We start from the raw sequence: 15,285 nt of genomic DNA, 5'->3' as shown, positions 1-15,285 counted from the left end.
ACACCTTATAAATAAACAATTAATCCAATATTAATAACGATTGAGACAAGGAGTGAATCATGGATCTGTCCTCGATGAAGAAGACAGTGGTTGCCAGTTTAGTTGCCACAGCATGTGTTGTCGCACTGGTTACCACCTTTGCCGCTAAACCTGCCGAGCAACCAAACGTGTTGTTAGTGATCATGGATGACTTAGGTACGGGTCAGTTAGATTTTGCTTTAGACAGTTTAGATAAAGCGGAGTTAGCTAAACGCCCTGTGCCTGCACGTTATCAAGGCGATCTCGATAAGATGATTGATGCGGCTAAACGAGCAATGCCAAATGTGGCACAGCTGGCGCAAAACGGGGTGAAGATGACCAATGCTTTTGTGGCGCATCCTGTGTGTGGCCCTTCTCGTGCTGGTATTTTCACGGGTCGTTACCCAACGAGCTTTGGCACTTACAGTAATGATGATGCGTTGCAGGGGATTCCACTCGACATCAAATTATTGCCTGCATTATTTCAAGAAAATGGCTATCGCACTGCCAACATTGGTAAGTGGCACAATGCGAAAATAGCCAGTAAAAATAAAGTTGCAGCAGAAGCGCAAACTCGTGACTATCACGATATTCAAATTCCGGTGGTCGGTGAAGGTTTTGGCCCCGAAGAGCGCGGTTTTGATTACTCCTATAGCTTCTATGCATCGGGCGCTGCGCTGTGGAATTCACCTGCAATTTATCAAAACGGTAAGAACATTCCTGCGCCGGGGTATTTGACCCATAACCTAACTAATGAAACCCTGAATTTCATTGAGCAAAGTGGCGATAAGCCGTTCTTCATTAACCTTGCTTACAGCGTGCCGCATATTCCACTAGAGCAAGCGTCACCTGCAAAATACATGGATCGATTTAATACTGGTAACGTTGAAGCTGATAAATATTTTGCTGCAATCAATGCTGCAGATGAAGGTTTAGGTCAGATCATGGATCTGCTTAAACAAAAAGGCGAGCTAGAGAATACCTTGATCTTCTTCTTGTCTGATAACGGTGCGGTACATGAATCACCAATGCCAATGAACGGCATGGATCGTGGCTATAAAGGACAGATGTATAACGGTGGGGTACGTGTACCGTTCGTCGCATCTTGGCCTAAACATATCCCTGCTGGTGGCAAGAGCGATACCTTAATTTCAGCACTTGATATTCTGCCAACAGCACTAACAGCAGCAGGTATTACGATCCCACAAGATATGAAAGTTGATGGTCAAGACATCATGCCGGTACTGGCTGGCAAAGCCGAGCAATCACCGCATGATTATATTTACTGGGCAGGTCCGGGTGCTAAGCACTACAGCGAAGAAAATGATGGTTTTTGGTACGGTTACTGGAAGTGGATCACATACGAAAGCGATACGATCCCGAATAATCCAAACCTTGAAAAACTATCAAAAGGCTCATGGGCAATACGTGATCAAGATTGGGCATTGTATTTCTACGATGATGGCTCAAATAAGGTGAAATTGTTTAATGACAAGTTAGATCCGTCAGAGTCACAAGATTTAGCGACCAAACACCCAGAGAAAGTCACTGAAATGAAAAATGCATTTTATGACTGGATCAAAAACAAGCCTAAACCTGTGGCATGGGGACAAGATCGCTACCATGTGTTAACTGAGTCAGCTAAACCTGCACCAACATTAGCGCAGAAGTGATGTGATTAAACCAAGAAAGCCATGACAACGAGCATGGCTTTCTTTTTGTTTCGTTTATAAGTGACGGATCCATCTTTTTTATTCTTCATTATTTTTTAAGTCGCTTTGATTATATGTCATGGAAGGAAATACAAATGACGACGAAAACACCTGAAAAACAGCCTTCAACTTCTTCTTCTGAGCATATTGAATCTCGAATTAAACACATTGTTGCTACTGAGCGTCCGAAAGTGCCTTATGAACATCCAGATGCGAAGATGTATTGGCATTTGTTTAAGCAGCGTTTGATCCGCTTAAAAATGAAAAAGCCTGCTTATGATAAGCATGATCAGCAATTACAGGCATTATTTCAGCAACAAACCGATCTCAAATTGTTATGCGATAACTTAGCGAAGTATGTGACGGAAGCGTTTTGTCACTATAGCGTTTGGGATCATAGCCATGCTTATTACCCAGGTAGACCAAGCCAGCAAAGCGCCCGAACCGATGCCGTGGAAGGCGTAAGCCGAGTATTACCTGTATTGGCGGCATGGCTGTATTTTAGCCATGAATCACAGATGAGCGGGTTAGATGGACAACGCATTGATGTCGTTAAAGTGCTCTCTCAAGCATTTCTGGCGGGAACTGATCCTAAGCATCCCGGCTATTGGGGCGTATTACATGATTGCGATCAGCGGGTGTGTGAATCAGCCGATCTAGCACTCGCGTTATGGCTATCAAAAGAGTGGGTGTGGCAGCACTATAGCGAGGCTGAGCAGCAGCAGGTAAGCCGATGGTTTAAGCAAGTGAATAGCTTAATAACGGTCGATAATAACTGGCACTTATTTCCATTAACGGTGCAGTTTGTTCTAAAAGCCCTGACGGGTGAAGACTGTATCGATCACGATAAATACCAACGTATTAAAGTGTTTTTTGTCGGTGATGGCTGGTTCCGCGATGGTGCTAAAGGCAATTATGATTACTACAACGCATGGGGATTTCACTACTCGCTCTATTGGCTTGATCAAATTGACTCTAATTTCGACCCTGAATTTATCCATCAATCGTTGAGTGACTTTGTCGAAGGTTATCGTTATTTCTTTACCCCGCAAGGCTTACCTTTCTTTGGTCGCAGTGCTTGTTATCGCTTAGCTGCTGCAGCGCCTTTGTTAGCAGCGGTTGATCAACATAGCTCTGCAATTTCAATGGGTGAAGCGAAACGGGCTTTTCGCTTAAACCTGAATTACTTCATCGGTAATGGCGCGATGCAGTATGGCGCGCCAACCCAAGGTTTATTCCATGATGATGGACGTTTAGTGGATAACTATAGTGGACCTGCCAGCAGTTTTTGGTCGATGCGTGGGTTAATTATCGCGTTATATATGGGGAATCGTTGTCAACTATGGCAAGCAGAAGAAAGTCCGCTAATGATAGAGCAGCAAAGCTATGATTTTGATATTGAAGCAATCCAAGCCAATGTTAAAGGCATTGCTGAAACTCAAGAAATTGTGGTGACGTTTAAACAGGAATATACCGAGCAGCAAGATCCGTTATCACGTCGGTTAGAGTCTCAGTCTTATGCCAATAAAGCCCTCGAAATGCTATTAGGCCGAGCAGAGCGACCTAAAAACAACTTATTGCGCAAAGGGATCACCAGCTATAGCTCAAAGATGTCGCATTTCTTTTAAGCCACATCCTAACGCATAAATAAAACAACCGAAGTTGGGTGCTGCTCTGCTTCGGTTTTTTATTGCGCTTTATCCGCTTTGTTCTTTTTATCTACGTTGTCATTTAGTCCTTTTTGGTTATTTCGTAAGTTAACGAAAGTGTTTTTATCTTTATTTTATTACTTGTTTTCGATTTGAAAGTCGATATGTGATCAATAGCTCTTTATTTACATTTATTTTCGAATAATATCTTCATCGAAAGTTAACGAAGGATTGAGGTTTTCTATGTTTTTGGTTTCATCTCGCGAAATGCTGCACAAAGCGCAATTGGGTGGCTACGCTGTCCCTGCGTTTAATATTCATAATCTTGAGACGGTGCAAGTAGTTGTCGAAACCGCTGCCGAGATGCGTTCTCCTGTTATTTTGGCTGGGACGCCAGGTACCTACAGCTATGCAGGTACGGACTATCTGGTTGGTATTTGTAAGGAAGCGGCAAAGCGTTATGAAATGCCAATTTCACTACATCTTGATCACCATGAGTCTTTTTCTGATATTCGCCAAAAAGTAGAGGCGGGTATTAAGTCAGCTATGATTGATGGCTCTCACCATAGTTTTGAAGAAAATATCGCCCTAACTCGCCAAGTGGTTGAGTTTTGTCACCGTTGGGATTGCTCGGTTGAAGCAGAGCTTGGTCGCCTAGGTGGACAAGAAGACGATTTAATCGTTGATGAGAAAGATGCGCTATATACCGATCCGGATGCTGCTGTTGAGTTTATTCGTGCAACAGGTGTTGATTCATTGGCCATTGCTATCGGTACGGCTCACGGCATGTACAAAGAAGTGCCACGCCTTGATTTCGACCGTTTAGGCATTATTCGCAGTAAAACTGATACGCCATTAGTGCTGCATGGTGCATCAGGTGTGCCAGATGCCGATGTGCGTCGCTGCATTGAGTTGGGTATTACTAAAGTGAATGTAGCAACTGAGCTTAAGATCGCGTTTTCAGATGCAGTAAAGCAGTACTTTATTGAAAATCCGAAAGCTAACGATCCTCGTCATTACATCATTCCGGGCAAAAACGCGATGAAACAAGTCGTGCTAGATAAGATCCGCGTTTGTGGTAGTGAAGGTAAGCTGTAACAACTGAGTCACCCTTTCATGGTTATCGAAACTAAATGAAACTCAGACTGAACGAATGCGCTTAGCGCCCGTTATTAGCTATGTTTAACTTCCCCCATAATTCGTTAAACATAGCTTTTTTTATTTCTGCATTGGAGAAAATCATGGAATCACTCCAGTCACTCTCAAAAAAAGTCGCGATTATTGGCGAGTGTATGATTGAATTTAGTGGTCAGCCATTCGGCCAACAAGAGCAGCGTTTTGGCGGTGATACATTAAATACCGCTATTTATTTATCTCGCCTATTACCGCAACTTGCTCCGACCTATATCACCGCACTTGGCCTTGATAATTACAGTAATCACATGATCCATGCTTGGCAAAAAGAAAGGATCAATTGTGATTATGTGCTGCGTGAAACCCACAAATTACCGGGCATGTATGCCATTGAAATCGACCCAAATGGTGAGCGCAGTTTCCACTATTGGCGTAATGATTCAGCAGCTCGACAAATGTGCGATCATCCCCAATTTCGTACAGCTGTTGAGTATATGAAAAGCTGTGATTTAGTGTACTTATCTGGGATCTCGCTAGCGATTTTACCTGATCACGGCAAGATGAAGTTACTTGCAGCATTAGCTGATGTGCGCAACGCTGGGGTGAAAATCGCTATCGATTCTAACTATCGCCCTCGTTTATGGCGCAGCCGACAAAATGCGCATGAGTGGATGTCTCAGCTCTATAGTTTGGCAGATATTGCGCTGGTAACGGCTGATGATGAAGATCTACTTCATGGCACCGTTAATAGCTCACCTGATGTGATTGCCAAGCGCTTATCCAATGTTGAACAAGTGGTGGTGAAGTTAGGTAAAGACGGTGCGCAGTGGTTCGAACTCGGACAGTCGGGCATTGTTCAAGGCAATGTGGTTGATAATATTGTTGATACTACTGCCGCAGGCGACTCATTTAATGCTGCATTCTTAGCTGCTTGGGCATTAGGTATGCCAATGAGTGAATGTTGTCACTGGGGTAACCAGCTTGCAGCACAAGTGATTCAGCATAAAGGGGCGGTGATCCCTGAAACTTATACGCGTTCTTTAACAAAATTGATGGATGAAAACTTATGATGACTCAAGCATGGATAGCAAAATTACGTGATTTAAAAGTAATGCCAGTGATCCAAATTGATAATGCCGATGATGCGGTGCCGTTAGCCAAAGTATTAGTTGAAAACGGTCTGCCTGCGGCTGAAATTACGTTTAGAACAGCCGCTGCTGCAGAATCGATTCGTCGCATTCGTGAAGCGTTCCCTGAGATTGTGTTGTGTGCAGGAACGGTATTAACTAAAGAGCAAGTCGATGCAGCAATTGAGGCGGGTGCTGATTTTGTTATTAGCCCAGGGTTTAACCCAACTACAGTGAAATATTGTATTGAAAACAATATTAAGATGATCCCGGGTGTGAATAATCCAAGCCTTGTTGAACAAGCGTTAGAGCTTGGTGTAACAGCGCTAAAATTCTTTCCAGCAGAAGCTTCTGGTGGCATTAACATGCTTAAATCCTTAACTGGTCCATATAGTCAAATTGAGTTGATGCCAACAGGTGGGGTAAATCCACAAAACCTATTGGATTACTTAGCCATTCCTCAAGTAGTCGCTTGTGGCGGAACATGGATTGCACCAACGACTGCGATAAATGCCCATGATTGGGATAGCATTGCTCGCAACGTACGTGAAGCGGTGAAGTTAACTCAGCAGTAGGAGAGTGAAATGTCTGAAACTAAACGTGTTGCTGTGTTATTGGCTGATGGTTTTGAAGAAGGGGAAGCGGTTGTCTTTATCGATATCATGCGTCGATTAGACATCGAGGTTGACGTGCTATCGTGCATGGAAACCACAGCGCTCAATACTTACTTTAACACCAAAATCACCGCAGACTTTACCTTAGTTGATAAGTTTGATGACACTTACGATGCTGTCATGATGCCGGGCGGCCCACAAGGAACCGATAATCTATCAGCAAACCCGAATGTGATTGCTTTTCTAAAGCGACATATTGAAGCGAATAAGTACATTTGTGCTTTATGCTCATCGGGAGCCAAAGTGCTAGCAGCACACCATTTATTGCAAGGTCGTCCTTATACTACGGGTGATAAATTGGCTGATAAATTTGAAGATGGGGATTTCCAGCTAGAGAAAGTGGTAGTTGCTGATAACTTCATTACAGGACGAGGTTTAGGTGTGAGCTTTGAATTTGCTTTCACCGTTGCAAAATACTTGCTTGCTGATAATCAAGAGAAAGTCGATTGGCAGGCAAACCATATCTATTTTGATCATTGGTCTTTGTAATGGCGCTTTGATAGCAATGTTTGAGCATAAGAAAGGGTAACTGAGGTTGCCCTTTTTATTTCTTACTCAGCATCAAGACCGATATTGCACAGGCGAAGACCAAAAATGGGTTATTGAAAAGATCATAAATGCAATCTTGCATTTTATTCATCAATGAAAACACCTATTACATACAAGTGAATTGATTATTTACCCGATTTAACCGTATTTTTTATAATGCTATTGAAACAATGTGATGTCGATTTATTTATTAATATTCAATTGGTTATGTTAAAACTTCGGTGTTGTGGGATAAGTGATTATATAAACAAGAATTGAAACTAATTAAGCATTTCGTTCAGTTTTTCTTAATGCTCCATTTATGAATAACTAACGTTTCATTTTTACTATGATGACAAATAATCGAAACTTGCTAAATTAAAAACATCAACGGGGCATACGATTCCGTCGCTATTTAATATTTTGATTTAAGGTGCAGTAATTATGAAAGTAGTAGTAGAAATTTTAGAAGCTGGTAAATACCGTGATGTTGCATGGGAAGGTGAGTTTGTTTCAGCTAAAGGCGAATTACGTGCTGTTACTCCTTCATACGCTGCACAGTTAATTAAACAATCAAAAGCTGCACTTTATACTGATTCAGATGGTGAGATGTCATTTACCTATAAATAACTTAAATATGTTAAACGGTATATTTAAGTTTTTTAACTAAATACAAGGAGACTCAAGCAATTGAGTCTCCTTTTTCTTTATTCTTTAGATGATTTTTAGCCATTATTTACAATGTAAATTTAAAAATTAATGGTATCAAAATGCGGGTTTGCTGTATTGGCATGCATAGAAGCAAGATGATCTAACACGATAGTCGATACCGCATTATCCACTCTTAGCTCAATACATTCTTCACGTTGAGCGTTATAGCAAGTATCTTGCGCAATACCCGTTACGGTTTCACCATTTCTGTAAGTAAGGCTGATATTTAGGTGGAGCATACAGGCAATTTCAATGTAATCGTGCTGATGACAACTTATCATAATAATTGCTCCTATCGATTTCTTAATAATAGTTATTTTAGATTACTGTTTGTATTAAGCCCATTCAAAATCTGCGCGTATTATTTTGTATTTTTACGTGTCAGCTCAATGTTCCTCTATTATTTACAGACTATTACTTTGTAAATAATCGCACTGATCATCTTTCTATATTACTAATATAATTATTTATTGTTTTATGAGCGAGAAACTATAGCGATAGTGGTTCAAAAAAATAGTAGTGATCTTGGTTCTCGATTTGTAATGTGAAGCTTGTTTTTATTAGTTTTGTTGTATATTGGATTGTTTTGGTGTGTTTTATTTACAAATAAAATCAATTACTTGCTTGTGTTTCCTGTCTTTTGAATTATAAATCTAAATCAATAGTAACGTAGACTATTTGTATCACCATGATGTTATAAATAATTGTGTAGAGTGTGATATTGGTGAGTATTAAAGTTGTGCCATTATTGCAAGGTACATAAAAGTACGTCTCATAACACGCTTTTAACATTTAAAAATTGCCGCTCAAAATGTATCGCTTATATATATTGATAACTAAAATGAGTTTTTAAACATTAAAATATATAGCGTTACTCTTATTAAGCAGTTTGGTTGGTATTTAAGGCTTATTTTAGTTCTGAAAGATAGCGAAATCGTATTCTAAAAGGAATTAATAATGACGAAAATAACTCCAATAGCGTTACTGCTGGCGGGTTTCACTGCAACAAGCAGTTATGCCATGAATCCTCAGCCAGATCCTGAAAATCCGGGCGGTTATATTATTGAGCGTTCAGAGATTAAAGCAGCAGAAGATGCTAAAACTGCCGATCCTATGTATGACGTATGGGCCAAAGCTTTAGAGACTCGCCCTAATACTGTTGTAGAAGCTATCTATCCTGATGCTGCAACCAACCCTGATAACGTAAAACGCGTTGAGCGCGTGTTCCCTGAAACTGAGTGGAACTTCCTAACTCAAATGGCGGCACCTGAATATACCTATACTCGTTTCTTACGTGCGATTGGTAAATTCCCTGCGTTCTGTGGCGACTACACCGATGGTCGAGATGCTGACAAGATTTGTAAAACTTCTATCGTGACGGCTTTTGCTCACTTTTCGCAAGAAACAGGCGGTCATATTAGTAAAGACAACTACTCAGATAACCCACTAGCACTGGAAGAGTGGCAGCAAGCACTAGTGCATGTGCGTGAAATGGGGTGGTCTGAAGGTCAAGCGGGTTATACCACAGGCTGTGGACAAAACGATTGGCAAAACAAACGTTGGCCGTGTTCTGATGGTCAGGGCTACTTTGGACGAGGCGCAAAACAGCTTTCTTATCACTTTAACTATGGTGCCTTCTCTGAAGTGATGTTTGACGGTGATGCAACTGTGTTACTGAATGATCCAGGTTTAGTCGCCGATTCTTGGTTAAACCTCGCTTCTGCCATCTGGTTCTTCTTAACACCGCAAGCGCCAAAACCTGCCATGTTGCACGTGATTGACCGTACTTGGAAACCATCACAACGTGAATTAGATGCGGGTATTACCTATGGCTTTGGTACGACTATTAACGTGATCAATGGTGGTATTGAATGTGGTGAGCAGAATAAAGACAAAGGTCAACCTGTTAACCGTATTCGTTACTGGGAAGGCTTAGCAGAGCATTACGAAATTGCGATTGCTGCTGATGAGAAAAATACCTGTTGGCAGCAAACACCCTACGGAAGTTTAAACCTTAATGGTGCAACCGATGTGCTTTATACCAACTGGGATGCAAACTGGAAATATTACTCAGATCGCCCGGGTGGTGTTTCATTTGAGTGTGAGTTAGTCGGTTTCCAAACGGCTTATTCTGCGCTAGTTGAAGGTGACTACGAAAAATGTGTAGAAAACTTCTATGGCTCACACGCCAATTGGCCGGATGTTCGTGTGGTTGATAAATTACCAGACACAGACAAGCCAGTTGATCCTGTAGACCCACCAGTTGATGGCGTTGCTACATGGGAAAGCAATAAAGTTTATGTTGGCGGCGATAAAGTGAGTTATCAAGGTGCTGTCTATAAAGCCAAGTGGTGGACACAAGGCGATAACCCTGCAAGTGGCGGCCCTTGGGCTCTAGAAAGTGGTACTCCTGTAACGCCAGATCCGGTTGACCCTGTAGAGCCACCAGTAGATCCTGTTGACCCGGTTGATCCTGTAGAACCACCTATCGACCCAGTTGAGCCAGTCGATCCTGTAGAACCTGTGGATCCGCCTGTAACAGGCTCGCCAGCATGGGATGCAAGTGCAATCTACGTTGGTGGCGACAAGGTAAGCTATCAAGGTAGTGAATACCAAGCGAAATGGTGGACGACAGGAAATAAACCTGATGCTGGAGATCCTTGGAAACAAATTTAATTTATTTTCATTCGAATAAATAGTTAACTAACGACACCCCGAAGCGTTGCTATCGGGGTGTTTTATTTATGAGCCCATATCATGGACAGAGTATTTAAAATTTTGTTTCGGAATATCATTATTGTTGAAGGAGATAGCAACAATAAATATTTTTTATAATCAAGGCTGTAGTTGTTTTTTTGAGTAAGATATCGATATTTGGTTGAAAAGTGACTACCTAAACTTATTTTCGAATTTTTCCCTTTACAGCAGCAAGTTAGGTCGATATTATTCTTCGCACTTAGGAGAGATGGCTGAGTGGTTGAAAGCACTGTACTTGAAAACCGGCATACGTTAATAGCGTATCTAGGGTTCAAATCCCTATCTCTCCGCCATATTTAATTGTTAAGCTTTGGCTTGATGATAAAACGAAATTTTTGTGCCGACTTAGCTCAGTAGGTAGAGCAACTGACTTGTAATCAGTAGGTCACCAGTTCGACTCCGGTAGTCGGCACCATTATTTCGGTGGGGTTCCCGAGTGGTCAAAGGGAGCAGATTGTAAATCTGCTTGCACTGCCTTCGAAGGTTCGAATCCTTCCCCCACCACCATTCTTTGCTGTAATGCAAAGCAGGCATCGTATAATGGCTATTACCTCAGCCTTCCAAGCTGATGATGCGGGTTCGATTCCCGCTGCCTGCTCCAAACAATTCCTCCTTAGTTCAGTCGGTAGAACGGCGGACTGTTAATCCGTATGTCGCTGGTTCAAGTCCAGCAGGAGGAGCCAAATAGAAAAGCCCGCAAGCAATTGCGGGCTTTTTTACGTCTGTAAAAAATCACTTAAAAATGCTCGGTGACCAAACGGTGACCAAATCAGTGACCACCATTTTTCGTAGGCTTTAATCATTATCTCATCGGTTAGCACTTTCGTTATTAGATAATCTAATCAGTTTCGCTGTCTTTCTGGATTTCAAACAACTCACCTACCGTAATATCTAAGTAATCGCAAAGCTGCTCAATGACTTCAAGATCAACTCGTGTCGCTGTTTCGTTATATAAACGTGTGATTGTGCCTCTATTTATTCCCGTATTTCTTGATATATCAGAAATTTTTAATCTTTTTTCGCCCATTAGCTTAGATAAATGGCACTTCAGCATGCTCTTCTCCTGATAAAAATAGTCTCCTATAGGTTAAAAATGGTTGCAATAGGTCAATATTGTGTTACATTTTGTTCTGTAGGAGAGCATTTAAGCTTTTTGTAAACCAAATCGAGTTATAGGAGATTGTACGATGGACAATACCTATCTTACAACAGCAGAGCTAGCAGCTCGTATCAAATATGATGAGCGTGTCATCCGTGAACTGTTGAAACAACCATAAATTAAAAATTTATATTTATTTAAATTCAGTTAGATAATAAAAAACAACCATATGTTGAAATCACTAGAAACAACTATAAGTTGAAAAGTTTGTGAAAGAGTTCATACATCTTCAGATTATATGAAAGAAAATTACTTACATAGGTTTTGTATTTATACATTTATCGTCATTTTATTTATATATGTCCAGGGATAGGTATTAAGTAATAGTTTTTGGAAGGGGCTTGTGTTCATTGGGAATGTTAGGAGCTTTTATGCTTTCCTTTCGGGATGCAGTAATAGCTCCTTTAGAACGACTTGTGAATGAGTAATTTTATCCAGCAGTAATCTATTATATCGCGTTCAAGTGCATTCGCTAGTTCTTATCAGCTACCTACTCGGCAGTCATCCCAATGTCAGATAAATGAGCAATGGTGAGTAAATTTTCAGCTACCTACTCGGCAGTTAACGGTGTCGGCACTACGCCCTAACTTGAAGTTTACTTATCAGCTACCTACTCGGCAGTTAACTGTTACATAATTAAAAATAGATTAAATGAATTAAAAGGTTAAGTCTTAAACGTAATAAAAACCTAATTTTTAATCGTACTAAAAAAGTTTATATTTTTCATGAGGTTATTTTACGATAAAAAGAGGGTTAAATCTGAGCCTTGGTACATCTTTGTACATATTGAGCTAATCGTAAATTAACCAATTCTTTTACAGCTTCATGTAATTGTTGTTTATCTTCTTGTTCAACATTGAAATTAGCAGTAAACCTGCCGTCAATAATAGAGAACCATTGTTCGCCATTTTTATTCGCTGTTGTGTATGCTTTTATCGGGTTTTTTAACCAATATTGATGCCATCGATAATCTGTTGGTTGGCAGTGCTGTTCTGCTTTTGCAACATCTTTTTCTTTTAATTCAGGATAACGATTAAGCACGAGTAAGCTTTGCTCAGCTAATACTTCTGTAGTCGGTGGTATTGTGAAGCCGTCTAAATTTAAAAAAGCTTCAAGTAAGATAGCTTTAAAGCACTTTGTCATGGACGTTTGAGCAATGCCTTTATGCAGAAACTCTCCGTAGTGTTTGACCAAATGTACCAGTTCTGGTGTTTGCTCTTCTGTGGCAACTAATGAAAACCAACTACTATGTTGTTGTTTGACCTTATCTAACCTGTAATTAGCTTGCATAAACTCTGTAGCGGTAGGACGATGATCTAAAATGTTTTTTAGTTCTCTGTACTCATCAATACTGGTGGTTTTGTAACGGCTGGCAAGCTCTTGCCAAAATTGTGTTAATTCAGGATCAAAGTTGATAAAACAGCCATCAGTAAGCGTGATTAGTTTAGCTGAACGTTTAGCGATCTCTCGTGTGCTTGATATATCAAGTAGCGCCGAAGGTTTAGTTAAAAATGATTGGTGATTACCAATAAAATCGAGCACTAATAATTTATCTTTTTGAGTTTCTTTTGATTGTCGTAAACCACGTCCTAATTGTTGTAAGAATAGAATTTTGGATTCTGTTGGTCTGATCATCAATATCGTATCTATTGATGGAATATCTGTTCCTTCATTAAACAGATCAACTGAAAAGATAATATCGATAACACCATTTTGTAATGCTGTTAAGGCTTCATTACGCGGCACTGCAGAATCGCTGTATACGGCAACAGCTTTGTATCCATTGATACAGAAAAAATTCGCCATATAGTCAGCGTGTTTTTTTGAAATACAAAAGGCAAGAGTTCGTGTTAGCTTCTTTTCTTTCCAGTGCTTTAGAATGTGTTGTGCGCGTTGTTGAGTCGCAAAGGCTGTGTCTAATGCAGCTGGATCGAATTTACCATTTCGCCACGGTATTTCCTGGTAATTGACGAATTGATCGTAAATGCCGAAATAATCAAATGGTACTAATATTTTATCATCAATACCTTGAACAAGATTTCGCTCAAATACTAGATTGTTATCGCATAATGAGAGAATATCTGCTTGATCTGAGCGCTCTGGTGTTGCGGTTAATCCTAGTAAAAAAGCAGGTTCAAAATAGGCTAACAATGCTTGATAGGTTGATGAACTAGCATGATGAAATTCATCTACGATCACATAATCAAAATGCTTTTTATCAAATAAGGCAAGATGCTCTTGGCGACCGATAGTTTGAATCGATGCAAAAAGGTAGTCGGCTTCAGTATCTTTCGATGTGCCATTGTAGCGTCCCGTTCTTATATTCTCATTAAGTTGTATAAAAGTACGTTCAGCTTTTAATAAGATCTCTTCTCGGTGAGCAACAAATAAGACTCTTTTGGCGTTCATTTGTTTGGCGTCAAAAGCTGACAGCCAAGTCTTACCCATTCCAGTTGCTAATACGACTAATCCTCGTTGATGACCATTTAAGCGAGTTTGTTCTAAGGCTAGCAGCGCTTCTGTCTGAATACTGTTAGGTACAAAAGTGTCTACTTCTGACCCAGCTTCAGTTGTTATTAGGTGTATAAAATGCGGGTTTTGTTTCTTATAGCGTGTGTTATATATATCTATCCATTCATGTGATAATGAATGTGTTAGAGAGTTAGCGAAGAGATGATCAAACTGTTGACGAATATGATGAAACTCAAGTGCAGCTTTTGAATGATCAGGTTGTTCGTAATCTAAACGTAATGCCCATTCATGACCTTGAGTTAAGGCCATCTTACTCATATTATTTGAGCCAACCCACGCACACCCTTGCTCAATTTTATCATGATGGGATTTAATAAAAATGTAGGACTTAAGGTGAAAGCTGATATTACCTTCACACTGAAAAACACGGATATTTGCACCCTTATCAACTAGCAGCATTAATTCTCTAAGTGCGACAGGCTGCGTGACAGATAAATAATCTGAAGTTAATAAACGTAGTTCAGCGCCGCGATTAAGCGCATCCAATAAAGCATCAAAAAGTAAATCAAGGCCTGACTTCATAATGAAAGAGACTGAGATCTCAATAGTCGAAGCATGATTAATGGCAGTAACGAGTTTATCTAAAAGTGGATCGTGATGAGATCCAACGGTTAGGTTGTGGTCAGAGTAAAGAGAAATACTATCAGTCATTATTTTTCTCCAAAATAACATTCAGCCATTTTTCATCTTCACGTCCTGGGCGCAAGTCGCCAGTTATCCATGTCTCTTTGATTGAAAGCGATGCGTTGGTGATAAATTTGCTTAACCTATTTTCATCGCAGTTAGTAAATGAACGCCCATTTCTTTCTATATCATCGTCACCGTACTTAAATGAGCAATAGAAAATGCCGCCATCAACCAAACAGTTTGATAGTTTTTTAAAAACATCATTTAACTCATGTGATGGCACATGTAACAGTGATGCACATGCCCAAATAGCATCAAACTTATCCGTTGTTTCAAAGTCTTGAAACGTAGTGATTTCTACTGGTTGCTGAATTAAATTTTCAGCTTTTTGCCCTAACGCTTTACTGGCATCGATGGCTGTTATTTGAAAACCTTGTTTGAGAAAGGCTTTGCTATCACGACCTGAGCCACACCCTGCATCGAGTATATGTGCAGATATTGGAAGATAAGGAATAAATCGGTCGAGTAATGGGCTTACATCAACGTCGACGGTGGATTGGTAAAAATCATCAGCATGGTTGTTGTAGAAATCAATCGACATAATAATCCTAATCGGCGTTAACGTGGTTATAGGCTAATAATACGCTCAATTTATTA

General features: G+C 40.3%; 12 protein-coding genes and 5 tRNA genes. 13 read left to right on the top strand and 4 right to left on the bottom strand.

Annotation, left to right across the window (positions count from 1 at the left end; genetic code table 11):
* Nucleotides 1–59 precede the first annotated feature (59 nt).
* From Q7674_RS00390 to Q7674_RS00360, 7 genes are all read left to right on the top strand, one after another.
* Nucleotides 60–1,691 (top strand): sulfatase family protein, encoded by a 1,632-nt coding sequence (locus Q7674_RS00390; protein WP_305422199.1) that lies wholly within the window; start codon nucleotides 60–62, stop codon nucleotides 1,689–1,691.
* 134 nt (nucleotides 1,692–1,825) lie between these two features.
* Complete coding sequence (locus Q7674_RS00385; RefSeq protein WP_045064956.1) at nucleotides 1,826–3,358, top strand: DUF2264 domain-containing protein; 1,533 nt, start codon at nucleotides 1,826–1,828, stop codon at nucleotides 3,356–3,358.
* A 264-nt stretch (nucleotides 3,359–3,622) separates the two neighbouring features.
* Nucleotides 3,623–4,477 carry a tagatose bisphosphate family class II aldolase gene (locus Q7674_RS00380; protein WP_045064954.1) on the top strand — a complete coding sequence of 285 codons (855 nt, stop codon included), beginning with the start codon at nucleotides 3,623–3,625 and terminating at the stop codon, nucleotides 4,475–4,477.
* A 143-nt stretch (nucleotides 4,478–4,620) separates the two neighbouring features.
* Nucleotides 4,621–5,583, top strand: a complete 963-nt coding sequence (locus Q7674_RS00375; protein ID WP_045064952.1) for a sugar kinase — start codon at nucleotides 4,621–4,623, stop codon at nucleotides 5,581–5,583.
* Complete coding sequence (locus tag Q7674_RS00370; RefSeq protein ID WP_107229634.1) at nucleotides 5,583–6,215, top strand: bifunctional 4-hydroxy-2-oxoglutarate aldolase/2-dehydro-3-deoxy-phosphogluconate aldolase; 633 nt, start codon at nucleotides 5,583–5,585, stop codon at nucleotides 6,213–6,215. Before Q7674_RS00375 ends, Q7674_RS00370 begins: the two co-directional genes overlap by 1 nt.
* A 9-nt stretch (nucleotides 6,216–6,224) precedes the next feature.
* A complete protein-coding gene (locus tag Q7674_RS00365) occupies nucleotides 6,225–6,803 on the top strand; it encodes a DJ-1/PfpI family protein (protein WP_045064949.1) in 579 nt (192 codons plus the stop codon).
* A gap of 483 nt (nucleotides 6,804–7,286) precedes the next feature.
* Nucleotides 7,287–7,472 (top strand): hypothetical protein, encoded by a 186-nt coding sequence (locus Q7674_RS00360; protein ID WP_008988519.1) that lies wholly within the window; start codon nucleotides 7,287–7,289, stop codon nucleotides 7,470–7,472.
* Between the two features lie 119 nt (nucleotides 7,473–7,591).
* On the opposite strand, the gene Q7674_RS00355 is transcribed toward Q7674_RS00360, so the two are convergent.
* The gene (locus tag Q7674_RS00355) at nucleotides 7,592–7,834 is read right to left on the bottom strand and encodes a Rho-binding antiterminator (protein WP_008988518.1); all 243 of its coding nucleotides are present in this window, start codon (nucleotides 7,832–7,834) and stop codon (nucleotides 7,592–7,594) included.
* A gap of 676 nt (nucleotides 7,835–8,510) precedes the next feature.
* On the opposite strand from Q7674_RS00355, the gene Q7674_RS00350 reads away from it, so the two are divergent.
* The 6 genes from Q7674_RS00350 to Q7674_RS00325 all read left to right on the top strand — a co-directional run bounded on the left by Q7674_RS00350 (nucleotide 8,511) and on the right by Q7674_RS00325 (nucleotide 10,993).
* Nucleotides 8,511–10,229, top strand: a complete 1,719-nt coding sequence (locus Q7674_RS00350; protein WP_023935025.1) for a chitinase — start codon at nucleotides 8,511–8,513, stop codon at nucleotides 10,227–10,229.
* Between the two features lie 283 nt (nucleotides 10,230–10,512).
* A tRNA-OTHER gene (locus tag Q7674_RS00345) sits at nucleotides 10,513–10,603 on the top strand.
* Between the two features lie 46 nt (nucleotides 10,604–10,649).
* Nucleotides 10,650–10,725: transfer RNA gene (locus tag Q7674_RS00340), tRNA-Thr, on the top strand.
* A gap of 7 nt (nucleotides 10,726–10,732) precedes the next feature.
* Nucleotides 10,733–10,817, top strand: a tRNA-Tyr gene (locus Q7674_RS00335).
* Between the two features lie 19 nt (nucleotides 10,818–10,836).
* Nucleotides 10,837–10,911 (top strand) — tRNA-Gly (locus Q7674_RS00330).
* 6 nt (nucleotides 10,912–10,917) lie between these two features.
* Nucleotides 10,918–10,993, top strand: a tRNA-Asn gene (locus Q7674_RS00325).
* Between the two features lie 155 nt (nucleotides 10,994–11,148).
* Here Q7674_RS00325 and Q7674_RS00320 read toward each other — a convergent pair.
* The 3 genes from Q7674_RS00320 to Q7674_RS00310 all read right to left on the bottom strand — a co-directional run bounded on the left by Q7674_RS00320 (nucleotide 11,149) and on the right by Q7674_RS00310 (nucleotide 15,229).
* A complete protein-coding gene (locus tag Q7674_RS00320; protein ID WP_045065561.1) occupies nucleotides 11,149–11,364 on the bottom strand; it encodes a helix-turn-helix domain-containing protein in 216 nt (71 codons plus the stop codon).
* Nucleotides 11,365–12,222: 858 nt separating this feature from the next.
* Entirely contained in the window at nucleotides 12,223–14,652 is a 2,430-nt protein-coding gene (locus Q7674_RS00315) for a DEAD/DEAH box helicase family protein (protein ID WP_305422193.1), read from the bottom strand.
* Nucleotides 14,645–15,229, bottom strand: a complete 585-nt coding sequence (locus tag Q7674_RS00310; RefSeq protein WP_045065558.1) for a class I SAM-dependent methyltransferase — start codon at nucleotides 15,227–15,229, stop codon at nucleotides 14,645–14,647. The genes Q7674_RS00315 and Q7674_RS00310 overlap by 8 nt, the downstream gene beginning before the upstream one ends.
* Between the last annotated feature and the right edge of the window lie 56 nt (nucleotides 15,230–15,285).

Origin of the sequence: Photobacterium leiognathi, assembly GCF_030685535.1 — a bacterium.
GTDB classification, from domain to species: Bacteria; Pseudomonadota; Gammaproteobacteria; order Enterobacterales; family Vibrionaceae; genus Photobacterium; species Photobacterium leiognathi.
The sequence above is the reverse complement of the archived record's forward strand: the minus strand, read 5'-3'. Positions and strand labels throughout refer to the sequence as shown.

Excerpts from the sequence above, each read along its gene's own strand:
- Q7674_RS00390 (WP_305422199.1), top strand. The coding sequence starts at position 60 with ATGGATCTGTCCTCGATGAAGAAGACAGTGGTTGCCAGTTTAGTTGCC.
- Q7674_RS00385 (WP_045064956.1), top strand. The coding sequence starts at position 1,826 with ATGACGACGAAAACACCTGAAAAACAGCCTTCAACTTCTTCTTCTGAG.
- Q7674_RS00380 (WP_045064954.1), top strand. The coding sequence starts at position 3,623 with ATGTTTTTGGTTTCATCTCGCGAAATGCTGCACAAAGCGCAATTGGGT.
- Q7674_RS00375 (WP_045064952.1), top strand. The coding sequence starts at position 4,621 with ATGGAATCACTCCAGTCACTCTCAAAAAAAGTCGCGATTATTGGCGAG.
- Q7674_RS00370 (WP_107229634.1), top strand. The coding sequence starts at position 5,583 with ATGACTCAAGCATGGATAGCAAAATTACGTGATTTAAAAGTAATGCCA.
- Q7674_RS00365 (WP_045064949.1), top strand. The coding sequence starts at position 6,225 with ATGTCTGAAACTAAACGTGTTGCTGTGTTATTGGCTGATGGTTTTGAA.
- Q7674_RS00360 (WP_008988519.1), top strand. The coding sequence starts at position 7,287 with ATGAAAGTAGTAGTAGAAATTTTAGAAGCTGGTAAATACCGTGATGTT.
- Q7674_RS00355 (WP_008988518.1), bottom strand. The coding sequence starts at position 7,834 with ATGATAAGTTGTCATCAGCACGATTACATTGAAATTGCCTGTATGCTC.
- Q7674_RS00350 (WP_023935025.1), top strand. The coding sequence starts at position 8,511 with ATGACGAAAATAACTCCAATAGCGTTACTGCTGGCGGGTTTCACTGCA.
- Q7674_RS00320 (WP_045065561.1), bottom strand. The coding sequence starts at position 11,364 with ATGCTGAAGTGCCATTTATCTAAGCTAATGGGCGAAAAAAGATTAAAA.
- Q7674_RS00315 (WP_305422193.1), bottom strand. The coding sequence starts at position 14,652 with ATGACTGATAGTATTTCTCTTTACTCTGACCACAACCTAACCGTTGGA.
- Q7674_RS00310 (WP_045065558.1), bottom strand. The coding sequence starts at position 15,229 with ATGTCGATTGATTTCTACAACAACCATGCTGATGATTTTTACCAATCC.